Origin of the sequence: Rhabdobacter roseus (assembly GCF_014202275.1) — a bacterium.
Lineage (GTDB): Bacteria > Bacteroidota > Bacteroidia > Cytophagales > Spirosomataceae > Rhabdobacter > Rhabdobacter roseus.
Map to the genome: position 1 here is coordinate 1 of NZ_JACHGF010000021.1, position 24,978 is coordinate 24,978.

General features: G+C 51.9%; 20 protein-coding genes and 1 rRNA gene. 1 reads left to right on the forward strand and 20 read right to left on the reverse strand.

Annotation, left to right across the window (positions count from 1 at the left end):
- Together HNQ92_RS28080 and pruA are read right to left on the reverse strand one after the other, a co-directional pair.
- Window positions 1-90, reverse strand: a 16S ribosomal RNA gene (locus tag HNQ92_RS28080); the annotation flags it as partial.
- A gap of 227 nt (window positions 91-317) precedes the next feature.
- On the reverse strand, window positions 318-1,952 hold the full coding sequence (gene pruA, locus HNQ92_RS28085; protein ID WP_184180049.1) for an L-glutamate gamma-semialdehyde dehydrogenase: 1,635 nt from the start codon (window positions 1,950-1,952) through the stop codon (window positions 318-320).
- Between the two features lie 140 nt (window positions 1,953-2,092).
- Between pruA and thrC the strand changes: the two genes are divergently transcribed.
- Complete coding sequence (gene thrC / locus HNQ92_RS28090) at window positions 2,093-3,391, forward strand: threonine synthase (protein WP_184180052.1); 1,299 nt, start codon at window positions 2,093-2,095, stop codon at window positions 3,389-3,391.
- A 166-nt stretch (window positions 3,392-3,557) separates the two neighbouring features.
- On the opposite strand, the gene HNQ92_RS28095 is transcribed toward thrC, so the two are convergent.
- The 18 genes from HNQ92_RS28095 to HNQ92_RS28180 form a co-directional block, all read right to left on the reverse strand.
- On the reverse strand, window positions 3,558-5,309 hold the full coding sequence (locus tag HNQ92_RS28095; protein WP_246440988.1) for a tetratricopeptide repeat protein: 1,752 nt from the start codon (window positions 5,307-5,309) through the stop codon (window positions 3,558-3,560).
- Between the two features lie 492 nt (window positions 5,310-5,801).
- Window positions 5,802-7,415: an Ig-like domain-containing domain gene (locus HNQ92_RS28100; protein WP_184180055.1), complete on the reverse strand. Its 1,614-nt coding sequence runs from the start codon at window positions 7,413-7,415 to the stop codon at window positions 5,802-5,804.
- An 84-nt stretch (window positions 7,416-7,499) separates the two neighbouring features.
- On the reverse strand, window positions 7,500-8,405 hold the full coding sequence (locus HNQ92_RS28105) for a class I SAM-dependent methyltransferase (protein ID WP_184180058.1): 906 nt from the start codon (window positions 8,403-8,405) through the stop codon (window positions 7,500-7,502).
- A complete protein-coding gene (gene mnmG / locus HNQ92_RS28110) occupies window positions 8,406-10,268 on the reverse strand; it encodes a tRNA uridine-5-carboxymethylaminomethyl(34) synthesis enzyme MnmG (protein WP_184180061.1) in 1,863 nt (620 codons plus the stop codon).
- A gap of 122 nt (window positions 10,269-10,390) precedes the next feature.
- On the reverse strand, window positions 10,391-10,807 hold the full coding sequence (ybeY, locus tag HNQ92_RS28115; protein ID WP_184180064.1) for an rRNA maturation RNase YbeY: 417 nt from the start codon (window positions 10,805-10,807) through the stop codon (window positions 10,391-10,393).
- A 184-nt stretch (window positions 10,808-10,991) separates the two neighbouring features.
- Window positions 10,992-14,366, reverse strand: a complete 3,375-nt coding sequence (locus HNQ92_RS28120) for a DUF4175 family protein (RefSeq protein ID WP_425504319.1) — start codon at window positions 14,364-14,366, stop codon at window positions 10,992-10,994.
- 107 nt (window positions 14,367-14,473) lie between these two features.
- Window positions 14,474-15,280 (reverse strand): tryptophan synthase subunit alpha, encoded by an 807-nt coding sequence (gene trpA / locus HNQ92_RS28125; RefSeq protein ID WP_184180067.1) that lies wholly within the window; start codon window positions 15,278-15,280, stop codon window positions 14,474-14,476.
- Window positions 15,277-15,627 carry a Dabb family protein gene (locus tag HNQ92_RS28130; RefSeq protein WP_425504320.1) on the reverse strand — a complete coding sequence of 117 codons (351 nt, stop codon included), beginning with the start codon at window positions 15,625-15,627 and terminating at the stop codon, window positions 15,277-15,279. The genes trpA and HNQ92_RS28130 overlap by 4 nt, the downstream gene beginning before the upstream one ends.
- 130 nt (window positions 15,628-15,757) lie before the next feature.
- Window positions 15,758-15,958 carry a hypothetical protein gene (locus tag HNQ92_RS28135; protein WP_184180073.1) on the reverse strand — a complete coding sequence of 67 codons (201 nt, stop codon included), beginning with the start codon at window positions 15,956-15,958 and terminating at the stop codon, window positions 15,758-15,760.
- Between the two features lie 26 nt (window positions 15,959-15,984).
- Window positions 15,985-17,184: a tryptophan synthase subunit beta gene (gene trpB, locus HNQ92_RS28140; protein ID WP_184180155.1), complete on the reverse strand. Its 1,200-nt coding sequence runs from the start codon at window positions 17,182-17,184 to the stop codon at window positions 15,985-15,987.
- A gap of 86 nt (window positions 17,185-17,270) precedes the next feature.
- A complete protein-coding gene (locus HNQ92_RS28145; protein WP_184180076.1) occupies window positions 17,271-17,918 on the reverse strand; it encodes a phosphoribosylanthranilate isomerase in 648 nt (215 codons plus the stop codon).
- Window positions 17,915-18,733, reverse strand: coding sequence for an indole-3-glycerol phosphate synthase TrpC (gene trpC / locus HNQ92_RS28150; RefSeq protein ID WP_184180079.1), 819 nt, complete (start codon window positions 18,731-18,733; stop codon window positions 17,915-17,917). Before trpC ends, HNQ92_RS28145 begins: the two co-directional genes overlap by 4 nt.
- A 59-nt stretch (window positions 18,734-18,792) precedes the next feature.
- The gene (locus HNQ92_RS28155) at window positions 18,793-19,383 is read right to left on the reverse strand and encodes a Uma2 family endonuclease (protein ID WP_184180082.1); all 591 of its coding nucleotides are present in this window, start codon (window positions 19,381-19,383) and stop codon (window positions 18,793-18,795) included.
- Complete coding sequence (gene trpD / locus HNQ92_RS28160) at window positions 19,380-20,369, reverse strand: anthranilate phosphoribosyltransferase (protein WP_184180085.1); 990 nt, start codon at window positions 20,367-20,369, stop codon at window positions 19,380-19,382. The genes HNQ92_RS28155 and trpD overlap by 4 nt, the downstream gene beginning before the upstream one ends.
- A 52-nt stretch (window positions 20,370-20,421) precedes the next feature.
- A complete protein-coding gene (locus tag HNQ92_RS28165) occupies window positions 20,422-20,991 on the reverse strand; it encodes an anthranilate synthase component II (protein WP_184180088.1) in 570 nt (189 codons plus the stop codon).
- Between the two features lie 29 nt (window positions 20,992-21,020).
- Window positions 21,021-22,448: an anthranilate synthase component I family protein gene (locus HNQ92_RS28170; RefSeq protein WP_184180091.1), complete on the reverse strand. Its 1,428-nt coding sequence runs from the start codon at window positions 22,446-22,448 to the stop codon at window positions 21,021-21,023.
- 261 nt (window positions 22,449-22,709) lie between these two features.
- Complete coding sequence (locus tag HNQ92_RS28175) at window positions 22,710-24,299, reverse strand: OmpA family protein (RefSeq protein WP_184180094.1); 1,590 nt, start codon at window positions 24,297-24,299, stop codon at window positions 22,710-22,712.
- Window positions 24,300-24,338: 39 nt separating this feature from the next.
- On the reverse strand, window positions 24,339-24,944 hold the full coding sequence (locus HNQ92_RS28180; protein WP_184180097.1) for an LOG family protein: 606 nt from the start codon (window positions 24,942-24,944) through the stop codon (window positions 24,339-24,341).
- Window positions 24,945-24,978 lie beyond the last annotated feature (34 nt).

Here is a 24,978-nt window from a genome sequence, read left to right on the forward strand (position 1 = left end):
GTTCGACGGTGACATTGCTGCCCCCTCGCCTTGCATGTATTAGGCCTGCCGCTAGCGTTCATCCTGAGCCAGGATCAAACTCTCCATTGTAAGTATTATAATTGTAGTCATCTGACTACGAGGGTTCCTTACACTCTTGGTTTACCTCATCATTTCAAAGAACAGGACCCAATCTTTCGCCTCTTTTCTCTTCCTCGTTTGCGATTGGGATTGCAAAGGTAAGACTACTCGATTCACTTTTGCAAGTACGTCTCAAAAAAAAATGCATTAAATCTCATTTTCTTGAGGACGCAAAAAATTATACATACATAGTCCTATTAAGGTTCCCCCAGGAAGGAATATTTATAATCGGTGGGGGATACCAGCGTCTCTTTAAGTACCCGGGGCGAAACCCAGCGTAGCAGGTTTAGGACGGACCCGGCTTTGTCGTTGGTACCCGAGGCCCGGCTTCCGCCAAAGGGCTGTTGTCCTACTACGGCTCCCGTGGGTTTGTCGTTGATGTAGAAATTGCCCGCCGCCTGGGACAACCGCCGGGTGGCCGTTTCGATGGCGTAGCGATCCTGAGCAAAAATAGCCCCTGTAAGCGCGTAGGGTGAGGTAGAATTGACGATATCCAGTACTTGTTCAAAGTCATCGGGCTCGTAGATGTAGACTGTCAATACCGGTCCAAAGAGCTCTTCACAAAGCGTAACGTAGCCGGGATCAGTGGTTAGGATGACGGTGGGCTCGATAAAGTACCCCTTGCTCTTGTCATACTTACCGCCCATGATGATCTCCGCTTTACCGTCCGATTGCTCGGTCTTTTCGAGGTAGAAAACAATTTTATCAAATGATTTTTCGTCGATGACGGCATTGATAAAATTGGAAAAATCCTCTACGCCTCCCATTTTTATTTCCGCTAATGCTTCCTGCATGTACCCTCGGATAGGCTCCCACAGGTTGGCAGGAAGGTAGGCACGAGAAGCCGCGGAGCATTTCTGTCCCTGGTACTCAAAAGCGCCCCGGATCAGTCCCGTAGCGACTGCCTTGGCGTTGGCCGAGGGGTGAGCCAGAACGAAGTCTTTTCCGCCGGTTTCGCCCACGATACGCGGAAACGATTTGTACACCGCAATATTCTCTCCGATGGTTTTCCAGATGGTTTGGAATACCTTGGTACTGCCCGTGAAGTGGATACCGGCAAAATCGGGATGTTTAAAGATGACCTCACCCGCCACGGGGCCGTCCACCAGGATCATGTTGATGACGCCGTCGGGCAGGCCCGCTTCTTTAAAAACTTTCATCAGTACCTGGGCGGCGTATACCTGGGTGTAGGCGGGCTTCCAAAGGACTACGTTGCCCATCAGCGCCGGGGCCGCCGGTAGGTTGCCAGCAATGGCCGTGAAGTTGAAGGGCGTCAAGGCAAACACAAACCCTTCCAGTGGACGGTACTCCATGCGGTTCCAGACGCCCGGCGACGACTCCGGTTGCTGGGCGTAAATATCGGTCATGAATTTTACGTTGAACCGCAGGAAATCAATAAACTCGCAGGCGGCGTCTATTTCGGCCTGGTAGGCGTTCTTGGATTGCCCCAGCATGGTGGCGGCGTTGATCTCGGCGCGGTAAGGACCCGCTACCAGCTCCGCGGCTTTCAAAAAAATCGACGCCCGCTGCTCCCAGCTCAGCGCAGCCCAGCTCGCCTGAGCCGCCAGGGCCGCGTCGATGGCTTCCTGCACGTGAGAAGCGTTGCCTTCGTGAAAGTACCCCAGTACATGTTGGTGGTCGTGGGGAGGCGCTATTTTTATTTTCGTATCCGTAAATACTTCCCGGCTCCCAATGTACATAGGTACTTCGATCTCTTTAGATCGGGCTTCTTCCAGGGCTTTTTTTAGCGAAGCACGCTCTGTAGTACCCGGCGCGTACGTTTTTACGGGCTCGTTGATCGGGGTCGGTACGTTGAAAACTCCTTTAGGCATATAACAAACGGTATTTGTTGATGATTGATTGAGCTAGCTAAGTTAGGTACTTTTCCCAAAATACGCGGAGAGTATGGTCACCAGCCGGTGAGTTTTCCTTAAATTTGCCGGTCATTTCGACCACCTTACCCCTTGTTACCATGCTATTTTACAGTACCCGTACTCCCGGTATCAAAGCTTCGCTGGAAGAGGCTGTTTTCCGAAGCCTTCCGCCCGACAACGGCTTGTACATGCCCGAGACTATTCCGAGCATTTCGGACGCTTTTATGGATAGTATCGAGCAACGTACCTTTAACGAAATAGCCGTTGAAGTAGCGCATACCTTACTACGGGACGATATTTCCCGAGCCGACATGGAACAAATCGTGGCGCGTTCGTTCTCCTTTGAAGCGCCGGTGCGAGAGATCACCCCCGACGACTACGTACTCGAGTTATTCCATGGCCCTTCCATGGCGTTCAAAGATTTTGGGGCGCGCTTCATGGCTTCGCTCATGTCCTACTTCCTGGCCAAGTCCCAAAAAGAAATCAAGATCCTGGTGGCGACTTCGGGTGATACGGGTGGGGCGGTAGCCCAGGGCTTTTTCCAAGTACCCGGTATCTCGGTGACGATCCTGTACCCCAGCGGAAAAGTAAGCGAGATCCAGGAAAAACAGCTGACGACCCTGGGCCATAACGTAACGGCCATAGAGGTGCAAGGTACTTTTGACGACTGCCAGCGGCTGGTGAAGGAAGCTTTTCTGGATGAAGACCTCAACCAAAAGTTCAACCTGGCGTCTGCCAACTCCATCAACATCGCCCGGCTCATTCCGCAGGCGTTCTACTACTTTGCCGCTTACGCCCAATTGAAGCACCGGGGCAAGCCGCTGGTGTTTTCGGTACCTAGCGGTAATTTCGGGAATATCAGCGCGGGCTTGCTGGCTTATGCCATGGGCCTACCGGCGGCGCAGTTTGTGGCCTCGACCAACCGCAACAACGTGGTACCGGCTTACCTACAGAGCGGGCAGTACCAACCCCAGCCTTCGGTAGAGACGATCTCTAACGCCATGGATGTGGGCAGCCCCAGCAACTTCGTCCGGATGACGCGCTTCTTTGGCGACGATTGGCAAAAAGTACAGCAGAAGATCTCGGGTTTTTACTTTGACGACGACCAAACCCGCCAAACCATGCGCGAGCTGTTTGAGCAAACGGGCTACGTACTTTGTCCACATTCGGCGGTAGCCTACCGCGGGCTACAGGCCTACCGGGACAGGTCGGGTCAAGACTTCACGGGAGTCTTTCTGGCCACGGCCCACCCGGCCAAATTCCTGGATTTGGTCGAAAGTACCCTCGGCCAGGCCATTGAAGTACCTAATAGGCTAAAAGAGCTACTTTCGTTGAAAAAGGAGGCCATTCCGATGGGTACTTCATTTGAAGAATTTAAAGATTTGATAATCAATTAGATAATTATCTAAAAAGGTACTTTAAGGGATTTGTATAACGCCGGAGAATTGCGTAGAGGTATTTTTCCGGGCTAAGGTACTTGTTTATAAAAAGCTCGTGGGGTAGCATGAAGACCAAAAGGTACTTTCATGCTACCCCAGTTTATGGAAACGCTCAAGTACCTACCTAGTTAATGGTATCGCCGCGCAACAAGCGGAAGCGCTTCCGCGACTCGGCCACGTAAATACTTCCGGGGTACTTTTCAAGTACCTGCTGGTAGAGGCGCATGGCTTCTTCTTTGTCGTTGAGTTTTTCCTGGTGGAGGCGGGCCAGGGTAAAGAGGGCGTCGTCGCCCAGGATGTCGTAGTGAAATTTCTCCACAATTACCTTGAGCCTTTCCACGGCCTGTTGATTACTATCGAGCTTCATGTAGGTTTTGGCGGAGAGCCACAGAATCTCATCGGCCAGGGAATGGTCCTTATAGCGCGCGTAGAGCGTGTTCAGGGAGTCCAAGGCCTCCAAGGTCTTGTTCTGGAAAAGAAGCAGCTCCGTGGACGCGTAGGCCTGCATGGCGGTTTCGTTGCTGTCGAGCCCCGTGTTATCCATGATGAGCAGGCTGAGCTCGTTGGCATCGTTGGCGATTTCGCGCGTGGTGGCTCTTTTCAAAATATCCAGGACTTCCTTTGAGAGTTCAAAATCGCCCTTATAGTAGTGCAGCTTCGCATTGCGGAGCTTGGCTTCGTAGCCGAGCTTATCGTCTTTCTGAGACTTTTCGACCTGCGAGTACACCAGGGTGGCTTCCCAAGGCTCGCCTTGCAGGAGGTAAATATCACCCAAGTCGAGTTTACACTTATCCACAAACTCTTTTTCGGACTTGCCTACTTCGATGGCCCTGGCCAGTATTTCCACGGCTTTGGTTTTTTCATCCAGGTAGAAAGCATGAAGGATGGCCATGTTGCGCATGGCCTCCAGCGTACGTTCGTTGGTACCCAGCTCGGTCAGGAGCTTCTGGTATTCACCAATAAGCTTTTGGACCTCCGCCCGGTTTACGGGAAAGGTACTTTTGACTTGCTCCTCCCGCGAGGCAATGGCCATTCGGCGGGCAAAAGGATACAGCTGGCCTTTGGGGTACTCCTTGACCAGGTACTCAAAGATCGTAGCGGCGTTTTCGTAATCCTTGTTTTGCAGGGCCAGGTTTCCCAGGTCATAGACCCGCGTACCGTTGTACTTATAACGCTTGTCAAGGGCACGCTCCTGCAAGAAAGCTTTGTAGAAATCTTTCCGCTGTACCTGATGCCACACCAATAACTCGGTATAAAAAGCTTCGTTGGGGCTCTTCTGGATTTTGTCGTAAAGTACCTTCTCGAGCAGGGCTTGCTCTTTTTCTTCTTTCAGGAAATCCTGCAGCATGCTTTGGACAATCTCGGCGTTACGGAACATGATGCCGTAAGACAGCAGCTCCGTCAGCATGTTTTCTGGCTCATTGAGCTCCCGGTACACGCTGGCCATTTCCAGGCGGTATAAGTTTTCGTTCTTGGATACTTCCCGCGCACGTTGGAAAGCGCGCTGAGCCCATGTGGTTTTTTGCGTGCGCCTAAAATCTTCGGCCAGGTCACGGTACATATCAGTCCGTGGACCTACCGCCCCAATGGCTTCCCCAAATTTTTTATTTGCTTCGTTTTCCTGACCCTTTGCTTCCTCCATGAGGCCCCAGTTTAGGAAGTACCAGGTTGCGTTGGCACCGTCGCTTTTGACCTGGCGTTTAAAAAATTTATCGGCCTCCTCCCAGTCTTTGGTTTTGATGAGACAGCTGGTATAATTATTTAAAGCTCTTTTATCAAATGACTTTTTAAATATCTTTTGATAGTAGCTAACAGCCTTCTCACAATCGCCGCTCTTGAAGTACTCCTCGGCCAGCTGTTCGTCCGTTTGCGCCATGGCGCCATGAGCTACCAACAGCACCACTCCACACATTATCCACTTTAGTACCCTTTTCATAAATAATATAAATATTAATTTTTTTCTATTATCTCTAATTTAAGGCTGTGGATATGTGCACAGCTTTCTTTTCCACTCAAGTTCCACTTAAGACTTCCCGGCGTTGTGAACAAGTTAATCAATTATCCACGGATTTTTGGAAGTTGTAAACAACTAAATAACTGTTTTTCAAGGAAAGTGTTGTTTGTCCACTAAAGCGTGTGAACTGTGGATGGATAACTTGGATTTACTTATGAACACTTTCTACAGTGTATTCACAGGCTGTTAAGTCAGGGCTAAGTCCTTCTCTTTCCACTTTAGAAATTCTGCCTGATTTCTGTCCACATCCATTTGCCTTTATAAACACACTTTCCCACAGGATTTTAGCGTCTATCCACACCCTTCTGAAGTTTTCAACAGGGTTATGCACATAAAACGTATTTTGCCGCGAAACTAATCTGTGGTTTGAGAGGGTATAGTGAAGTCCTGATCGCTAAACTCAAAGTTGCTTTTGACCACGATGGAAGACGGGTAGTAGTAGATAGGCTCCGGCTGTTGGCCAGTTTTGAAAATCCCCGTGTCCCAGCGTCGGTTTCGGTTGCGATCCACCGTTACCCGGAGGTAGTACTCGCCGGGCGGGATGCGATTGAACGTAAAGGGAGAGCGGTACTGAGTTTGTATGGGCTTAAAATCCTTATCCACCAGCTCAATGAAAAAGGCAACGCCGGAGTCGGCCTTGATAGATCCCCGAATGACGCCGAAGTCGTCTTCCCGAAGTACCGGATGCTTGATCAGAGCTTGGGGCAAGGTATCGCCTTCAACACTGATGATGGCACCCTTCGGTAGGTCCCATTTAATGCTATCCTTGGCGGTAGCACGCGCTTCCACGTATAGCTCATTTCGGTAGGCATTCCAGCGCCAGGTTAAATCCTTCAGGCTTTGCCGGGAAGTACTGTCGTTTACGAGCTGAATTTGCGTTTCGTTGAGGGAGGCAACGGGCTTGTTGAACGTAAAAGTGTAGCGAACGGCTCGGTCCAGGACTTGGTTGCGATCGGGGGTAGTGCGAAGAGTAAAGGGGTCACGTTGGCGTTCGCGCCCCCGTTGGGGCAGGAAAGCAATCTTTTGGTTTTCCTCAATGATCTGCCCCAGTGAGTCTTTACCTACTATAAAAGCCAGGGTAGTATCGGGAGCCTGTTCGGTCCAGAAAAATTTTACCTGGTTGCCCCCTTCGAGCATGTAGGGTAGCGTGTCGCCCCGCAGAAACCCTACGTTGAGGCTATCCAAGCCTTTGTTGAAAACGACGGTATAGTTGTTCACTTTGGGAATGGTACGTTGAACCCGCGGCACCGTGACGTCCGAGAGGTACACGCCCAGATTGTAGGAGATCGAGTCCGTACCGGCCAGAATAGCGGAGTCTCGGAACGCGATCCGCTCATCTTTGGGGTTGTAGAGTTGGTTACGGTTTTTGTCGTCGAGGGCAATCAGGCGGTACGGAATGGATTGGATATTTTCGATGGCGTAGCGGCCGCTGCTATCGGTTCGGGAAAAGTAGTAGGGCTTCTGCTTTTCCGGATTGAGCGTATCATTGATCCTGTACAGTCCTACCAGCGCGTCAAATACGGGCTGGTTCGTTTTTAGGTCCCGGATGGTTCCGTAGATGCGGGCCGAGTCGATGAAGGGACCCGTACTGAATACCAGCTTAAGGTTCTGGACGGGATTACGCTCCGAAAAGTCCCGGATGGCATCTCCGAAGTTGAAGGTATAGGTAGTACTGTCGTTGAACTTATTCTTGAAGTTGAGCAGTACGGACTTGCCCTTTTGCTTAAAGGTATAGGGGTTTTCAGATTCCGGAGTAATGATGAGTTTCTGTTGGATATTGTCCACGATCACGTATTCATCAAAGAACAGTTCCACGCTTTGCCCCTGGTAGTTTAGTACCTTGTTGGCCGGGAGGGTCATGAGCAGTTGCGGCGGAATAGAATCCTTTTTGCCGCCCGTAGGAGCTACCTGCTGTGCACACCGGATAAATCCAAGAAGAATGAGCAGAAGGGGCCAGTACTTTTTCATACGATAAGGAGTTGGGTAGTTGGTTCATTTAAAAACCCTCAATACAACGAGGCGTATTGAGGGTTCGGTATAGCGGGTTGCGCCTTAGGCTTTGCTTAGTACATAGATGAGGCTGGAGGTATTTGGAAAACCTTTGGAAGACTTTCTTCCCTTCCAATTAGATACACTACCTGACAGCACACTTTTAGGCAAGCTGGTCCGACCGCTCTGGTAGCGGGTACTTAGCATACTTACATAGTACGAATCAAACCACATGGGCTGAACCGACTCTAGGCGGAAAGCGTGTCGGTCCATGAGCTCTTGCATGGTTTTACGCGTAAAGTGGTAGAGGTGGCGAGGTACATCGTAGGCTGCCCAATTGGCTTGGTAGGTCTGGGCGTCGTTGGACTCCGGATTGGGTACCGCTACGAGTAGCTTACCGTCAGCAACCAGCCGAGCACGCAGCCAGTCCAGGGTACCATTCAGGTCGTGTACGTGTTCCAGAACGTGCCACATCGTAATGATGTCAAAGCTTTTTTCTTCAAAATAGGGTGCTTCGATGCTCTCGAAGATGAGCTCCCCTACCCGGCTTTGGGCTACGTCCCGTGCTTGCGCGTCGGGCTCAGTGCCAACGGTGGTCCAACCCTGCTGGCGGCATTGTGAAAGAAAGTACCCCGTGCCACAACCCACGTCCAGCAAGGTACCTTGGCGGCGCGGGCTCACCCGCTCGATGAGGTGTATCTTTTGCCCGGTGGTATAGTTCCGTACGCCGTTGTAAACCCGGCTCATGAGCGTAGTCGCTTCGTCGTGGTGGGAGATGTAGTCTGAGGAGTCGTAATACTGCCCAATCTCCTGCGCCGGAGGACGTGGATTAGTGAACAAAAAACCGCAGCGCTCACAGCGCACGATCTGGAAATCACGTTTGGATACGGTGTGGTCTTTGACGAGCAGGTACTTGGCAAACTGCGTATGGGTACACACCGGGCAGTGGCTGAGTGTTTCGAGGGTCATTTATCTTCCTAGGTAAATCATGAGAACGGATATGTCCGACGGACTCACGCCGCTGATCCGCGAAGCTTGCCCGATGGTTTGGGGGCGGGCGCGTTTGAGCTTTTCTCTCCCCTCAAACGACAGCGCCGCCACGCCGTCGTAGTTAAAGTTCTGAATAATCATAAGATCTTCCATGCGGCCCATCTTCTCCACCATCAGGCGCTCCTTCTCAATGTAGCTGTCATACTTTACATGAATCTCAGCCTGCTCGATGGCCTCGGGCTTAAGGGTACCTAGCCAGTCCGAAAAGCGCGGCTGAAGTACCTTGATCTGTTCCATGGACAACTGAGGTCTTTTTAATAGCTGATACAACGACGTTTTCTCCCGAATGGGTGCCGTAGTCCAATCCTCCAGCCGGTCATTCACTTCTTCGGGTTGGACTTTTGCCTGCATGAGTTCCTGAATCAGCTCATCCGTCTGTGCTACTTTTTTTGCCACGTTCGTTAGGCGCTCGGCATCGGCCAGGCCTAAGGCGTGTCCTTTGGGGGTAAGGCGAATGTCTGCGTTATCTTGTCGCAGCAACGTACGGTACTCGGCCCGCGAGGTAAACATCCGGTAGGGCTCTTCGGTACCTTTATTCACCAGGTCGTCGATCAGCACGCCAATGTAGGCCTCAGATCTTTTAAGGATTACGGCATCTTTTTCATGCACGTTTTGGTGGGCGTTCATGCCCGCCATCAACCCCTGGCAGGCGGCTTCCTCATAACCGGTGGTACCGTTAATTTGTCCCGCAAAAAACAAGTTAGCCACTCGCTGCGTTTCAAGCGTCAATTTCAGTTGGGTGGGCGGAAAGAAATCATACTCGATGGCGTAGCCCGGACGAAACATGCGTACGTTTTCAAAACCCGGTATTTCTTTGAGCGCTTTGTATTGCACATCTTCGGGTAGGGAGGTCGAGAAACCGTTAACATATACCTCTACGGTGTTCCAACCCTCGGGTTCTACGAAAATCTGGTGACGGTCTTTATCCGCAAAACGGTTGATTTTATCTTCCACGGAAGGACAGTAACGGGGGCCCAAGCCTTTGATCCGGCCCGAAAACATGGGTGATTTATCGAAGCCAGTTCGCAGTACTTCGTGTACCTTGTCATTCGTGTACGTGATCCAGCAGCTGCGCTGTTTGAGGAGCGGAGCCGTGTCTTTATAGGAAAATTTGCCGGGTTGTTCGTCGCCGGGTTGCTCTTCCATGCGGCTGTAGTCCAGGGAGCGTCCGTCTACCCGGGGAGGCGTGCCGGTCTTCATCCTTCCTGCCTCGAAACCCAGCGCACTGAGTTGTTCTGTTAGTCCGGTAGCGGCCTTCTCACCCGTTCTTCCGCCGCCAAAGTTCTTTTCACCAATGTGGATCAAACCGTTGAGAAAAGTACCATTGGTAAGTACCACGGCGCTCGAGGCGATCTCCAAACCCAGGCTTGTTTTAACTCCCTGTACCCGGTTGTCTTTAATTAAAATTTCCCTTACTGTATCCTGCCAAAAGTCAACGTTAGGGGTACTTTCCAAAATCGCGCGCCATTCGTTTGCAAATAGCATGCGGTCGCTTTGGCAGCGTGGGCTCCACATGGCAGGGCCTTTGGAGCGATTCAGCATTCGGAACTGGATCATGGTTCGGTCGCTCACCAGGCCGGATTGTCCGCCCAGCGCATCCACCTCCCGCACAATTTGTCCCTTGGCTACACCACCCATGGCTGGATTGCACGACATCTGAGCGATGGTCTGCATGTTCATGGTAATTAACAGTACTTTGGACCCCATATTGGCCGCCGCTGCCGCTGCCTCACAGCCCGCGTGCCCCGCCCCTACTACAATAACATCGTACTTTGGAAACATAATTTCTTTTATACTTCAATGAGCGAATTGACTCATTGCTAGTTTTAGCTAAAGTGAATTGGATTAATACTTAAGATTGCTTTTTGTGAAATCTGTACAAATGTTCCACGTGGAAATATTCTCTAACGATAGGTTTGAAGATGAAAATCCTCACGAGCGCGCATTTCTGCTTTGAGCTTAGGAGTTGTGTCGTCGTAGCGCATAAGGTGTAAGAGACCATGAACTAGCACACGCCTTAATTCTTCTTCGAAAGTTTTACCAAGTTCAGTGGCATTTTCTTGTACTCGATCTACACTAATAAAAATATCTCCTTCTACTTCCTGTTCTGCTTCGCTCGTATCGAACGTAATGATGTCCGTATAGTAGTCGTGATTAAGGTATTGTCGGTTCATGACTAGTAGATACTCATCAGAACAAAAGATGTAATTCAGTTGGTTCAGCTGACCTTCTTCCTGCTCGATAACGGACTTTAACCAACGCTTGGTTTTGATCGGATGAGGTACTTTAAAGGAAATTTCTTCGGCGAAGAAGGAGATCATGATAAAAGATAAGAGGTAAATGAATGCTTTTTTCCGCAAAGGTACTAACTACCCCTTAAATGTTGCTAGTAAATGGAAGAGAATCAGGAGATAAAGGAATATTTTGACTACTACCTCGCTAAAAACAAAAAACCGAGCGTCGCTAGTAACACTAGCCAACGCTCGGTGTAATAGAAAGCGATTATTAGTTGGCCGCCTGGTACTTACGGAAGTAGGCATCTACCTCTCGCTTGTAAAAAGGAGAGAAAGTAGGCGGGATAGAACGTAAAAGCTCAATTTGCTTTTCTTTATCCTTGATGTACTGCTCAAAAGCCGGTGGAGGACGACGATTTACTTCCCGGGCTGTCTCCCCTTTCCGCTTGTCGTCTTCGTCTTGTTCACGCATGGCTTTTTCCGACTCCAGCAGGCGCGTCACTATTTCTTGGTTTCGTTTAATCAATTCCTGACTTATGCGCTTATTGACCAAATCGGTCTCCGTTTCGTCCATTTTTTCGGAAAGTTCTTTTAGCTCATTTCCAAACTTCTGGCCCATTTCGGTACCTTTCTGGGCATCCATCAGCTCCTGGATCATTTTCCGAATCATGGACTGCTCAGCGGCCATGCGTGCCAACTGCTCCGACTGGTTGCCTTCACCTTGGCCACCCTGTCCGCCTTTGCCCATTTGCTGTTGCATTTGCCGCATTTTTTCGTTGAGCTGCTGCTGCATTTCGCCCATGCTGGGGCCGGACTGTTCCTTGCCTTTTCCTTTGCCTTTTCCCGGCATGGCCATGGCCATCGCCATTTGCTGTTGCATTTGCCGGAACACATCACTCAGCATCAAAGCCAGGTTGTTCATGGATGTCATGGCAAACTGTTGCTTAGAGGTAGCCACGTTGAGCCGACGATCCCGAATCCCATTAACGCTCTCACCCATGTAGAGTTTCATGTCATTGAGCTCGCGGGTAATGAACGATTGGATTTGAATGACGCGATTGGCCAGCGCGTAAAGACTGTCTTCAATTACCTTGGCGTCATCCTGAAGTTTAAGCTGATCCTGCCCTAGTTTGACAAAACGTGGGTCCTGCAAATTCACACCTTTGAAATCTTTCATGAGCTGCTCCTGGTCAAAGGAAAGCGTGATGAGGTTTTCGAGGATGTCACGCAGGGCGTCGATGTCTTCCTGCATTTGGGCCATCTGAGAGCTTTGCATGGCCTCGGCCATGGCGCTGGACATTTTACGCATGGACTTCGCCGCCTTTTTCTGCGACTCCGAAGCATCTTTATTTTGTTGCTTGTCGAGCTGCTGCATGCCTTTGTCCATTTGTTCTGAGGCCTGCTCCTGCTCTTCTTCCTGCGCGTCCATCTCCTCGTTAAGCTCTTCGCTCATTTTTTCAATGTCGTCAATCGCTTCCTTCGCTTTTTCGAAGTCTTCTTTTATTTTCTCCTGCTCTTTCTTGAGCTCTTCGTTTTTATTTTTTTTGTCTTCGCTGTTTTTGTTCTTGTCGTTTTTCTGCGATTCCTCCGCCAGCTTCTCTTCTTTATCGGCCAGTTGCTCGAGGTTTTTCACCACGTTTTCCATCTTCTGCTCCATCTGCATCTTCTTGAAAAGATTGAGCGTTCGCTCGAGCTCTTTCTCAAGATTGTTCTCCTTATTGCGTAGCTTCTCGAGCATGTTAGACATCCGTTCGCTCTGCTTTTGTTCTAGGAGTTTTTCAAGCTCTTTATAAAGTTTGCTGGTTTCGTCGTCCATCAGGTCGTCCATCAGCTTCTGGAGCTGATCCAGCTTTTTCTTGATTTCTGAGCTTTGTTCCTGTTGATTGAACTGCTTGGATTTTTCGTTCATGGCTTTGTTTTGCTCCTGCAACGAACGAATATCATTCATCAAATCCTCGCGTTTTTTGATGATATCCTCCACTTGCTTGCGCTCCTGAAAGTCGAAATCCTTATTGGTTTTTAGCCGTTTTTCAAGGTTGTCCAGGTCTTTCTCCAGGCTCTGCGCTTTTTTCAGGGTTTTTTCAATCTGAGCCTCGGTTTGCTGAGCTGACTTGGCTACTTCCGCTTCCAGGCGGTCGCGGGTTGGGACGGCAAAGTTAATGACCCGTGAACGGGTACTTTTTGGGCCATTTACGCCGTCATTGTCCCACACCTGAGCGAAGTACTCGATGCGGTCGCCCGGAGCTAACTGAAGGCTATCTACGTACCATTGAAAATAGAAACTCTGGGTATTTACTGTCTTATTAAACGGAATGTTTATGCTCTTGGGTTGCGGGTTGGCCGCTTCCGAAGCGCCCTCGCGCCGCACGGTATAGAATACTTTGAGTTGTGAAAAGCCGTAGTCATCGCTGATGGAGCCGCCCAAAACCAGGTAGTTGTATAGCGTGGTATCCTGAAAATTTTCCAAGGAAAGCAGGGGGTGTTTATCAGGAATGACGTTGATATAGTACCCAATCTGCTCGGCATTGGGAATATCATCATTTTGTAGCTGGACCTGGTACTGCGACGAGCGCCGAACAGACTTGCGGTATTGAAAACGCTCCCCGCTTCCCCCCGCCGCTTTGTAAAGTACCGAGTCATTCTCAAATCGAATACCCAGCGACTGGGTAGCGGCGGTATTGAAATTCCACTCAATGACGGTACCTTCCGGCACGGTGAGATTTCCCACATTACTGAGCCCTTCGGCAGGTTTATTCAGGTACGAAGGATAGCGCAAGTTAACGTCAAAAGATAACAAACTGGGACGCTCGACCACGGTGAGTGCATATTCCTTGGAATTGAAACCAGCAGCTTCAAACGCAAAATTCACACTTCGCTGCACGTTCTTGAACGTGTAAGAATAGTGTTGGCTGTCTTCGGTAGTGAGCTTAAAGCGGGTACCATTCTGGACCAGGTAGACCGCCTGCGGCAGCGCTTCTCCTTCCAGTTTTAGCCGAAGCGTAAAGTCTTCATTACGAAAAGCCTTCATGCTTTGATTCTCCACCTTAAAAGAAAAGGGCGCGTAGGCGTAGCTATTCTGGAAATGAATGATCCGGTCGGAGCTGGACGTAAAAAAGGCCGGATTAAAGAGCAGAATCATGGCGATAGCGGCCAATGGATACACGGCGTACTTAACGTACCGCTTGTTTTCCTGGTAGCGGATGGCGTCCGAAAACCGGACAATGAGCATCTGACTCGATTTTTGGCTGATACTTGCCTCAATCAGGTCTGTTTGCTGGCCCGAAAGTGCGCGCAGTTGCAGGGTATTGAGGAGCTTATCCCCTACTTCCGGAAAATGCTGCCCAATTTGCAAAGCTGCCTCCTCGTCCGATAGCGGCCGACGCAGCCCGTACAAATGAATGAGCGGCTGCACAACCCACTGAAAGAACGAGAAGAGCAAAACGGCCAGAAAGCCAAAAAACAGCATACCGCGCACCAGGGAGCTAAAGCGGCCAAAGTACTCCAGGGTATTAACCAGTAAAAAAACGCTCAGCAGCAGAGCCGCCGAAAAGATCAGCCCTTTGAGCAGCTGATTGTGGTAATACTTCTGCCGGTATTCTTGTATGCGCAGCAAGAGACTGGCCATTGCGGTAGGAGAAGCTGCCATAGTATATTCTTTTTCACGGTTTAAACAACGGTAATCAAAATGCAGCGATACTAGTGCAGGAATGATACGTTAAAACCGGGGGTCCTAGTCCTGCGCAGCCACCCTTTTTAAACGCCGATCGCGGTTGATTTATTGGCCTTTATGCTACCGATGAACGCTTTGATGTCAGTATCCAGATCCTGGCTCTCCTGTAGTACCCGAATGAACGCACTGCCTATGATGGCTCCCTGGGCGTACCGGCAGGCTTTCTCATAGGTACTTTGGTCTTTGATGCCAAAGCCAATCAGCCGCGGATTGCGCAGATTCATAGCATTGAGCCGGTCAAAATAGGCTTCCATGTCTTCGCTTACGCCGGTTTTAGAGCCCGTCACGCTGGCCGAGGACACGGTATAAATAAAGCCGTCGCTCTGCTGGTCGATCTGGCGGATGCGCGCCTCGTGCGTTTGGGGCGTGACCAGAAAGATATTAAGAATTCCGTACTTTTTAAAAATCGCCTGGTATTCATTTACATAGATATCCATGGGCATGTCGGGCAAGATGAGCCCATCGACGCCCACTTCAGCGCATTTCTGGCAAAAATTTTCTACGCCATACTGAAGGACGGGATTCAGGTACCCCATCAAAAGTACCGGCAGCGTGATGGTTTCGCGCATACCTTCCAGCTGCTCCAGGAGCAGCCGTACGCTCATGCCGTTGTGAAGGGCCTGGTCGTTGCTCTGCTGGATGGTTTCGCCGTCGGCCACGGGGTCAGAATACGGCATGCCGATCTCCACCAGGTCCGCTCCGCCTTCCTGCAAAGCCCGTAGAATGAGGCGGGTGTCGTTCAGCTGCGGAAAACCCGCCGTGAAGTACACGTTGAGTAGCCCGTCCGCTTGGTCCGCTGCCTTTTCAAATAGTTCGGTAATGCGATTCATTTCTGTACCCAGTAATCAACAACAAGTACCTTATCCAGATGAGGGCCAAGTACCTTCCCAAACGCCTTGTGGTCGGGGTGAGGTAGGTAGGTAGCCCGTCCTTCTTCGTTTTCAAAGGTCACAAAAAAGCAGTGTGTAAAGCCCTGATCGAGGCCTTCGGGACTGTTGTTGGTGCCCCATTCCAGATCTTTGATCGTTTTTATTTTGGAGGGTAGTTGACGAAAAGCGTCTTCTACTTCTTTGATCTGCGCGGGCGAAGCGCTGTCTTTGAACTTGAATAATACAACGTGACGAAGCATTTTCTTAGGCGGATTTTTTTCGTAGGTAGTAAAGGCAACGGCTCCCATCAGCAATAGTGCCGTCAGAAGGGTTAGTTTTAATTTCATGGAGTCGTAGTTAGAATGGGTTTATATTTAGAAAAAGAAGGGTACCTGGTAGGAGCAGGTACCTTGTCAGGAGCCGGGACCAAAGTACCTCCTAGCCGGAGCAATTGATACACTCGCCTTCGTCGCTGAATTTAAGTCGGTCAAATTCGCCCAGTTTCTCTTTGATCTCCAGGATTTCGTCTTCCAGGTCGCAGCGTTCAAACAACGACAGCTCCGGCGAGTCTTTCTTGACTTCTAATTCCTGTAGCTTCAGGCGAAGGTCGAATACATCGGGTAACGTTAAAGTAGCCATAAGAATGGTATTTATATAGGTAAAACTTAATCTAGGTACTTCATGTAAGTAGCCATGTCCTTGTCGCCCCGGCCGGATAGGTTCACCACCACTACCTCGTGGGGCTGGGCTCCCAGGCGATCCAGAATGGCCAGCGCGTGTGACGACTCCAGTGCCGGAATGATACCCTCGGTACGGGTAAGCGCAAAAGCCGCCTGAACGGCTTCCTCGTCGGTGGCGGACAGGAAGCGCCCACGCCCACTTTCAAAAAGGTACGCGTGGATAGGCCCGATGCCGGGGTAGTCCAGGCCGGCCGAAATGGAATAAGGCTCCACCACCTGCCCGTCTTCGGTTTGCATCAGGATGGTACGGCTGCCGTGGAGAACGCCCGGCTTGCCTAGCGCCGTAGTGGCGGCCGAGTGGCCCGACCTAAGGCCCTGCCCGGCGGCTTCTACGGCCACCAGTTGTACGTCCGGCTGGTCCAGGAAGTGGTAGAAAGCACCGGCGGCGTTGCTGCCACCGCCCACGCAGGCCACCACGTAGTTTGGATTCTCACGGCCGGTTTGTTCCCGTAGTTGCTGCTTGATTTCCGCCGAAATGACGGACTGAAAACGGGCCACCATGTCGGGATAGGGATGCGGACCTACCACCGAGCCAATGATGTAGTGCGTATCCACGGGGTTATTGATCCAGTGGCGCATGGCTTCGTTGGTGGCGTCCTTGAGGGTTTTGGAGCCGCAGGTCGCAGGACGTACTTCGGCACCCAGCATTTTCATGCGGGCCACGTTGGGGGCCTGGCGCTGGATGTCGAGCTCGCCCATGTACACAATGCACTCGATGCCCATTAAGGCGCAGACCGTAGCCGTAGCTACCCCATGCTGTCCGGCACCGGTCTCAGCGACAACGCGTTGCTTGCCCAGGCGCTTGGCGAGCAGGATCTGCCCGATGGTGTTGTTGATCTTGTGAGCGCCCGTATGGCACAGATCTTCCCGCTTTAAGTACACGTTCGTGTTGTACTTCTCCGAAAGCCGCTGGGCCAGGTACAGCGGTGTGGGCCGACCTACGTAGTTGCGCAGCAGGTCGTCAAACTCCCGCTGAAAGGCCGGGTCGGCCAGGATGCTAAGGTAGTTTTGTTGGAGCTCCTCCACATTGGGATACAGCATCTCGGGAATAAACGCTCCGCCAAAGGGCCCGTAATATCCTTGCTCATTTACGTGAAACGAAACGTTCTCAGCCACTACTTCCATATCAAAAGGGATTGATTTAGCCCGGTGGCAAGTACCTTGCCCTCCGCGGCTGATCATGCTATACTAAAGTTAATTGATCGTAACAATCAGGCTTCTATTTCCTCTTCTTTAACACGAACTTTATGAATTAGTTTCTGGAGCTGCTCAATCTCTTTGACGCCGGGGGCCGACTCGAACTGGCTGTTGACGTCTACGCCGTAAATACGCAGGCTGCGGGCTAGCTCAAGTACCTCGTCGGCGTTGCTCAGGCCGATGCCGCCACTCAGGAAAAAAGGCTTATCGTTGTCGTACTTACGAAGCAGGCTCCAGTCGAAGGGCGTTCCGTTGCCGCCGGGCTGGGTACCTTTGGTATCAAACAGAAAGAGATCGCAGAAGGGCTTGTAGTTGTTCAGCATGGCGAAGTTGAAGGTTTCGTCGATGCTGAAGGCCTTGATGACATTGACGCCCTTCTGTCGGATGCTCCGGCAGAGGTCGGGCATTTCGTTGCCGTGGAGCTGCGCGTACTGAAGGTCGAATCGCTTCACCATGGTCAGGATATAGTCCGGGTTAGCATTCACGAACACCCCTACTTTCTTGATACTTCGGGGCAGGCTTTTTATAAACGCTTCATCCAGCTCTTCTCCCAGGTACCGGGGGGATTTATCGTAGAAAATGAACCCAATGAAATCGGGTTGTAAAGCGGCCAACTGCTCAATATTGGCTTTCTCGCGCATTCCACACACTTTTACTTTCATACGACGGAGGGGTTATGGTTAACGATTCGATTTAGTTCTTCGCGAAGGTCGGCCAGAGACTGGCCCGGATGGGAGGTTTTCATGAACGTTTCGCCAATCAAAAAACCCCGGTACCCCTGCTGGTACAGCTGCCGGATGGTTTCGGCATCCTGCAAGCCGCTTTCCGATATTTTTACAAATGAATTGGGTATTTGCGCGGCCAGCTCCAGGGAGGTACTTATAGAAGTAACGAACGTTTTAAGGTTTCGGTTATTCACGCCTACCATATTCACGTCGTCGCAGAGGCTTCGGTCCAGCTCCTCGGCGTCGTGTACTTCCAAAAGTACCTCCAGGTCCAGCTCACGGGCCCGGCGGCTCAGACTACGTACCTGTTGAGGGCTAAGGCAGGCGGCAATCAGCAGAATGATGTCCGCCCCCAGGGCTTTGGCTTCAAAAAGCTGGTACTCGTCTACCATGAAATCTTTGCGAAGCAGGGGTACTTCGGGATTGGCCTGCCGGGCGCTCCGAAAATCATCAAAAGTACCCCCAAAGAAGGGTGTGTCGGTCAGGACCGAGAGGGCCGAGGCACCAGCCTGGGCGTAGCCTTTCGTGACTACCTCAGGAAGTACCTGGTCGTTGATGATGCCTTTGGAAGGAGATTTTCGCTTAAACTCCGCAATGATGCCGGGGGCCAAAGTACCCTTCAACCGCTCGGTGAGCGACAGGCCTTTTCGCCGGAAAAGTACCTCCTGCTCGAGCTCGGAAATGCTTCGCTGTTTTTTGGCCTCAACTACCTCGAGTTGTTTCTGCGCAACAATTTTTTCTAAAATATTCATGTACTTGATCTTCATCTCAGGACGGGCCCGCGGCCCAGGTACCTGACTCAACTAGCTACTTAATCTTTAAAAATATCGGCTACCTGTAAAGTAAAATCCGGAAACACGTAGCTGGAGATGGTGTCTTCCAGCGTAAACGGGTGCAGACCGATGTAGGTACCTTCGTCGTTGAGTACGTACACAAAAACGATTTCGTTGGTTGGGTCGGCCAGCCAGTACTCTTTCACCCCGTTTTCCTGATATACCTCAAACTTATTTTTCATCTCGGTCTGCGAATTGCCGGGCGAAAGGATTTCGATGATCCAATCGGGCGCACCGATACACCCCCGGTTGTCGAGCTTGACGGGATCACAGATCACGCAGATATCCGGCTGTACTACCGTATAAATTTTAGTGGTTTGGTCGCTTTTGCGGGGCGTCAGCCGTACATCAAAGGGGGCGGAATAAACTTCACACCGTTTTTGACGCAAGAAGGAATAGATCTCGCCAAAGAAAAAGCCCGCTATTTTTTGATGCTTACGCGCCAGGGCGGGCGACATCTTGAACAGTTTGCCCTTGATTAGCTCCACGCGCTCGTCAAACTGCCACTTGAGGTAGTCGGCGTAGGTGTAGGACTTGCCTACGTCGAGTTGATTGATGTCCGTAATCATGCTTCTACCAATTTTTTAAAACAATCCAGGGCTTTTTTGCTTTCCAGCGATTCGCGGGCCGCCGCAACGGCGTCAGCGAGCGCCAGGTTGGGATTGGCTCCGTGCAGGGCTAAAGCCGCGTTAGCCACTACAACCTGTTTCTGGGCGGGAGTGGCTTCGTTGTTCAGTACATTCATGAAAATCCGGGCCGAGGCTTCGACCGTCTCTCCTCCCGAGAGTGCTTCGGGGCGAAGCGTTTCAAGCCCCAGTTGGGAAGGGAGTAAGACTTGCTCCGTGTGAGCGGTGATGATTTTGAAAGGACCCGTCAATGACACTTCATCGTAACCGTCTAAGGTGTGTAGTACCAAAAATTGCTTGTTGGTTTGTTGGTAAAGATAGGCATAAAGTCTGGCTAATTCAAGACTGAACACCCCGGCCAGTTGCTTTTGCGGAAAGGCGGGATTGATGATGGGCCCCAGCATGTTAAAAAATGTTTTCACACCCAGGTCGCGGCGGATGGGGGCCACGTTTTTCATGGCCGGATGAAAAAGCGGCGCGTGCAGAAAACACACCCCCGCCCGCTCAATTTTGCGCTCCAGGAAATCGGCCTCGTTGCTGAATTTTACGCCCAGGTACTCAAGGACCGTCGAGGAGCCGCAGTGCGACGAAACGCCGTGGTTACCGTGCTTGGCCACGCGCTGCCCCGCGCCCGCGACCACAAAGCAGGAAAGCGTAGAGATGTTAAAGGTATCCTTGCCGTCGCCGCCGGTGCCGCATACATCCATGGGGTCGTAGGCGGCCAGGTCTACCGCCAGGCAGAGCTCCAGCATGGCGTCGCGAAACCCTTCCAGCTCTTGTACGGTAATGCTCCGCATGGCGTATACCGTCAGGAAGGCCGCGATCTGCGAGGCGTTGTAGTCGCCCTTCCCGATCCCGAGCAATACCTCCCGGGCCTGCTCTTTGCTGAGTGATTTATAGTCAAATAAATGGGCTAATATCTTTTTCATAGCCAAGGTACCTGTGTGCTGATTTTACAGAAAAGAGTTAAAATGGGTACTTTTATGCGCCCCGAAGCCAGTTTTCCAGCATTTCTTTGCCGTACTCCGTCAGCACCGACTCCGGATGAAACTGAACCCCTTTGACGTCATATGTTTTGTGAGCCAGGCCCATTACCCTACCCTGCTCGTCCACCGCCGTGATAGTCAGGGTGTCGGGTACGGTCTCGGGCATGACGGTCCAGGAATGGTACCTACCTACCTGGATCTCGGCCGGAAGTCCCCGAAAAAGCCGCTCGCTGCTATCCGTCACCAGGGCTTTGTCGCTGATGCCGTGCAGCACGTCGGTCATGTTCTCAAGCGTGGAGCCAAATACCTCGCCAATGCCCTGGTGGCCCAGACACACGCCCAGAATGCTCTTCGTGGGGGCGTATTCACGAATGACGTCCGGCATAATGCCCGCCTCGGAAGGGATGCCCGGTCCCGGCGAAAGCAGAATTTTGTCGTAGGCAGCCACGGCTTCGAGGGCCATCTTGTCGTTCCGGACTACATCTACCTCATCGTGGAGCTCGCGCAGGATGTAGACCAGGTTGTAGGTAAACGAATCGTAATTATCGAGGACCAGAATTTTCATGTTGGTTGTCTAAAAAAATCAATGAGGGACTAAATTTCTTCGGCCAGGTCAACGGCTTTGCGCAGGGCGGCCAGCTTGTTGTTTACTTCCTGAAGCTCGCTTTCCACGTCGGACTTGGCCACGACGCCCATGCCCGCCCGGTAAAAAAGCGTGTTGTTTTTGCTCATAAAGGTACGGATCGCGATGGCGTGGTTGAAATCGCCGTTGAAGTCCATGAAACCGATGGCTCCGCCGTAGATGCTCCGGTTGCTGCTTTCCAGGCCGTTGATGAGTGTCATGGCCATGTGCTTAGGCGCACCCGACAAAGTACCCGCCGGAAAGGTATCGGCCACCAGCTGCAAGGGATTGGTACCTTCTTTCATGGTACCTACTACCTTGGAAACCAGGTGAATCACGTGCGAGTAAAACTGCACCTCTTTGTACGTCTCTACTTTTACCGTGTGGCAGCTGCGGCTCAGGTCGTTGCGGGCCAGGTCTACGAGCATCACGTGCTCGGCGGTTTCTTTGGGGTCTTCCAGGAGCCGCTGCGCCGCTTCGGCGTCGGCCTGGTCGTCGCCGGTACGCCGGAAAGTACCCGCAATGGGATGGATCTCAGCCTGCTGCCCTTTGATCGAGATCTGAAGCTCGGGCGATGAGCCGAAGATTTTGTAGCTGCCGTAATCAAAGTAGAAGAGGTAGGGCGAAGGATTGACCGAACGCAGCGCGCGGTACACGTTGAACTCATCGCCCAGAAAACCGCGGCTAAACCGGCGCGAGGGCACGATCTGGAACACATCACCGCGCAAACAGTGATCGATGCAGGTCCGGATGACACCGCGCATTTCGTCGTCGGTGACGTTGGAGGTTTCGGCCGAAGTCGCTTTAAAACTGTAGGTCGGGAAATTGCGGTTTTTGATCAGTACTTCCAGCTGCTCCAGGCCATCCTCCTGCGGGGGCTGCCCGTAGGCATGTTCAAAAAGGTACAGCTCGTTTTTGAAATGATGGATCGCAATCACGTAGCGGTACACGTGGTAGAAGATCTGGTCGATCTGGGTTTCGGGGCTGGGCGGCTGGATGGTAATATCTTCGAAGTAAGCCACCGAGTCGTAGGTCATGTGGCCAAACAAACCGTTGGTAATGAACGGAAAGGTACTTTTCTCAAGCGAAAACCGCTGCGCAAATTGTTGCAAGGTACCTACCGCTTCTTTAGGGGTACTTAGTGTAATCGTTTCCTGCGTGCCGTCCGGAAACTGCTGGGCTACGACGCCGTCGTTGAGCTTAAAAGAAGCCACCGGGTCGCAGCAGATGTAAGAGAACGAATCCTCGTTGCCGTGGTAGTCGGAGCTTTCGAGCAGGATGGTATTGACGAAGCGGTCGCGCAGTTTGAGGTAGATCGACACGGGCGTGAGCGTGTCGGCCAGGAATTTTTTGTGACGCGTGGTGATCGGGTAGCGGGTTGGGTGATGATCGGACGGCATACAGATAGAGTTGGTTTTAGGTACAAAAAAAGCGGCTCGCTATTCCGATGAACAGCGAGCCGCTTTGTATATATAGTGCTTTATACTAGATACAATGGCTTACTCGTCCATCTTGTTAAGACGGGCACGCCACCACCAAATAGTATTTACGTTCTGAATCATTGGTTTTTCTAGATCATCCAAAGTACCTTGAAAAGGGGGTACTTTGCTCCCGCAAATATACAAAAGGCTTTTTTACAAAAACAAACGCCGGGGGGTACTTTATTTTTTCAGGATTTTAAATTCCACCCGGCGGTTGGCGGCCTGACCCTCGGGGGTATTGTTGGAGGCAATGGGCCGGGCCTCGCCGTAGCCCTTGCTGGCCACGCGGTCGGGCTCGATGCCCTTGCCGATGAGGTACTCCCGAACGGCGTCGGCGCGGTCTTGCGAGAGCTTGAGGTTGGCTTCGTCGCTCCCCACGTTGTCGGTATGGCCGCCGAGCTCAATGGTAATGTTCGGGTTTTGCGTCATCGTGAGCCCGATCCGATCCAGTTCGGGAAAGGATTCGGTGGTGAGGGAAGCTTTCCCAAATTCAAAGGAAATGTTGTTCAGCCGCACGATCTGCCCGGCTTCAATAGGTACCAGTTTCAACGACTTATTCGCAATTTCGCGGTAGCCTTTGCCCTGAATCGCCGCGATGGAGTCCGTGAGGTCTACCTGTTCACCTTCAGCAATGAAGTTGGGGGCTACGGCCCTCATGCTGTACTTTTTCCCGTAAGGAAGTACCACTTTGTACTCGCCGGTGAGGGGGTTGGTGGTGGCGGTACCGGCTTCTTCGCCCGTGGCCATGTCTTCGTACACGATCTGAGCCTCCACGGGTTTGCCCGTTTTGGAGTCAAGTACCTTGCCGCTGAGCAGTACCACGGGGTCTGGCGCAGGTACCACGGGTTGGGCGGGCTGGGTGTCGCCCGGCTTAGCGGGAGCCGGGCGTAGGTCAATGCGCACGATGTCGCCCTTGCCCAGGGTTTCCGTAAAAGACGTCATGTAGGCGTAGTCGCCGGTGGCCGAGACGCTGTAGTAGGCGTCGTAGCCGTCGGTATTGACGGCCGGGCCCAGGTTCACGGGCTTGCTCCAGCGCTTCCAGGTTTTGTCGATGCGCTTGGTGAAGTAAATGTCGTTGCTGCCCTGCCCGCCGGGGCGGTCGCTGGAAAAGTAGAGCGTCACGCCGTCGGGAGCCAAAAAAGGCGTCGTTTCGGTAAATTGATCGGTATTGATTTCCGGGCCCAGGTCCTGGGGCTTGCTCCAGGAGCCGTCGCGTTGCTTGAAGCTCACGTAGATGTTATCGACCTTGCTGTTCTTTTTTTCGCTAAACGACATCACCAGTACCTTGCCGTCGGTTGAGAGCTGCCCGCAGTCAAACTGCCCCTTGCTCATTTTTTCGTAGCCCGCAATGTTGAGTTTCTGCGGCGGCGACCACCCCTTGGCCGTACGCTGGCTGGACGAAAAACCGCGCGTTTCGTAGCGGCCGGCGTTGTAAGCTCCTTTCAGCAGCAGCGAGTTACCGTCGGGCGAGATGCTGTACAGGCTGTTGTATTCTTCTTTGTTGAGCGGTGCGGGCAGGCGCCGCGCCGCGCTCCAGCGGCCATTTTGGTTTTCGGAGTACCAGATGTCCTGGCTTCCTTTATCACCAAAGGCATTTTGGGGGTGGCTGATGCGGGCAAAGTACAGCGTTTTGCCGTCGGGGGCAATCACGGGGGCGATTTCGTTGTATTCAGAATTGATCGTCTTTCCCAAATTCTCCAACTTCCCGTTTTGGGCTTGGCTACTGACAGCCAGGATGATCCAGAAGGCAACTAACGTAACGAATCGCATGGTACTTATTCTAGAAGAGAGATGGCGAAGACGGAGCGTTTACTCCTCCTCGGGTTTTGTAACGTATAACGTCGTATCCAGCGGCTTATTTTCTGCGGGCCGGATCAGGAAAGCCTCCATTTGTTCCAAAAGTACCTCGGCCGTATCGGCCACGAGCAGGAGGGCGCGGTTTTCGGGGCGCAGGAAGCCTTCTTCGACCATTTTGTCAAGGTGCAGTAACAGGTGGTCGTAAAAGCCGTTGACGTTGATCAGCCCCACGGGCCCGTGGTAAATCCGCAGCTGCGACCAGGCCAGGATCTCGAAGAGCTCGTCGAGGGTACCGTAACCACCGGGCAGCGCAATGACACCGTCCGAGAGCGACACCATTTTGGCTTTGCGCTCGTGCATGGTATCCACAAAGTGCAGCTCCGACAGCGTGGCGTGGGCTACCTCAAGCTTGGCCAGGAAGTTGGGAATAATGCCCGTCACGGCACCGGCTTGGGCCAGTACCCCGTCGGCTACGGCCCCCATCAGGCCCAGGTTGCCGCCGCCGTAGATGGCCCGGATGTTTCGCTCGGCCAGCGCTTTCCCCAAGTTGTAGGCTACCTCCCGGTAAATAGGCTTATGGCCCGGATTGGCCCCGCAATACACCACTACTGATTTCATAACGTACTTTTTTATTCGACGCTTCACTACAAAG